The 391-nt window shown below is 48.6% G+C and carries 1 protein-coding gene; it reads right to left on the reverse strand.

The genetic code is table 11. The annotated features are described in order from the left end of the window. The coding region (locus WCE05_RS26355; protein ID WP_368816889.1) for a hypothetical protein at nucleotides 1-141 on the reverse strand (141 nt) is incomplete at its 3' end. Nucleotides 142-391: the final 250 nt, after the last annotated feature.

Raw genomic sequence — 391 nt, forward strand, 5'->3', positions numbered from 1 at the left:
GCTCATTGCGTGATGCAGGCGCGCTTTCGAGAGGGTGATCCCCTGAACCAGCGAGTTGCAGTAAATATGCCACTGGTCCTGTAGGCGACGATGCCGTTGCGCGATGTAATCGGCCTTTTCGCTTATTTCCCAAATAGTCATGTCAGGTTACCCGTTTAACAGAGATGCCTGCGTTAAGCATTTTCCATGCCAATTTTTAACTTATTGTTTTTAATGGAAGACGCGCACAGTTACTGCCGTTTCGACGCGGTGACGACATGTCATTTCGTCATCGTCGACATTAACCTGCCAGGGGATACAAATATTGGCATAAATATTGCTTTACAGGGGCAACCACTACGGGAGGCGATATGCACGAAATCACCCTCTGCCAACGGGCACTGGAATTGAT

The sequence above is a fragment of the Pseudomonas sp. I2 genome (genome assembly GCF_040984075.1).
Taxonomy (GTDB): domain Bacteria; phylum Pseudomonadota; class Gammaproteobacteria; order Pseudomonadales; family Pseudomonadaceae; genus Aquipseudomonas; species Aquipseudomonas guariconensis_B.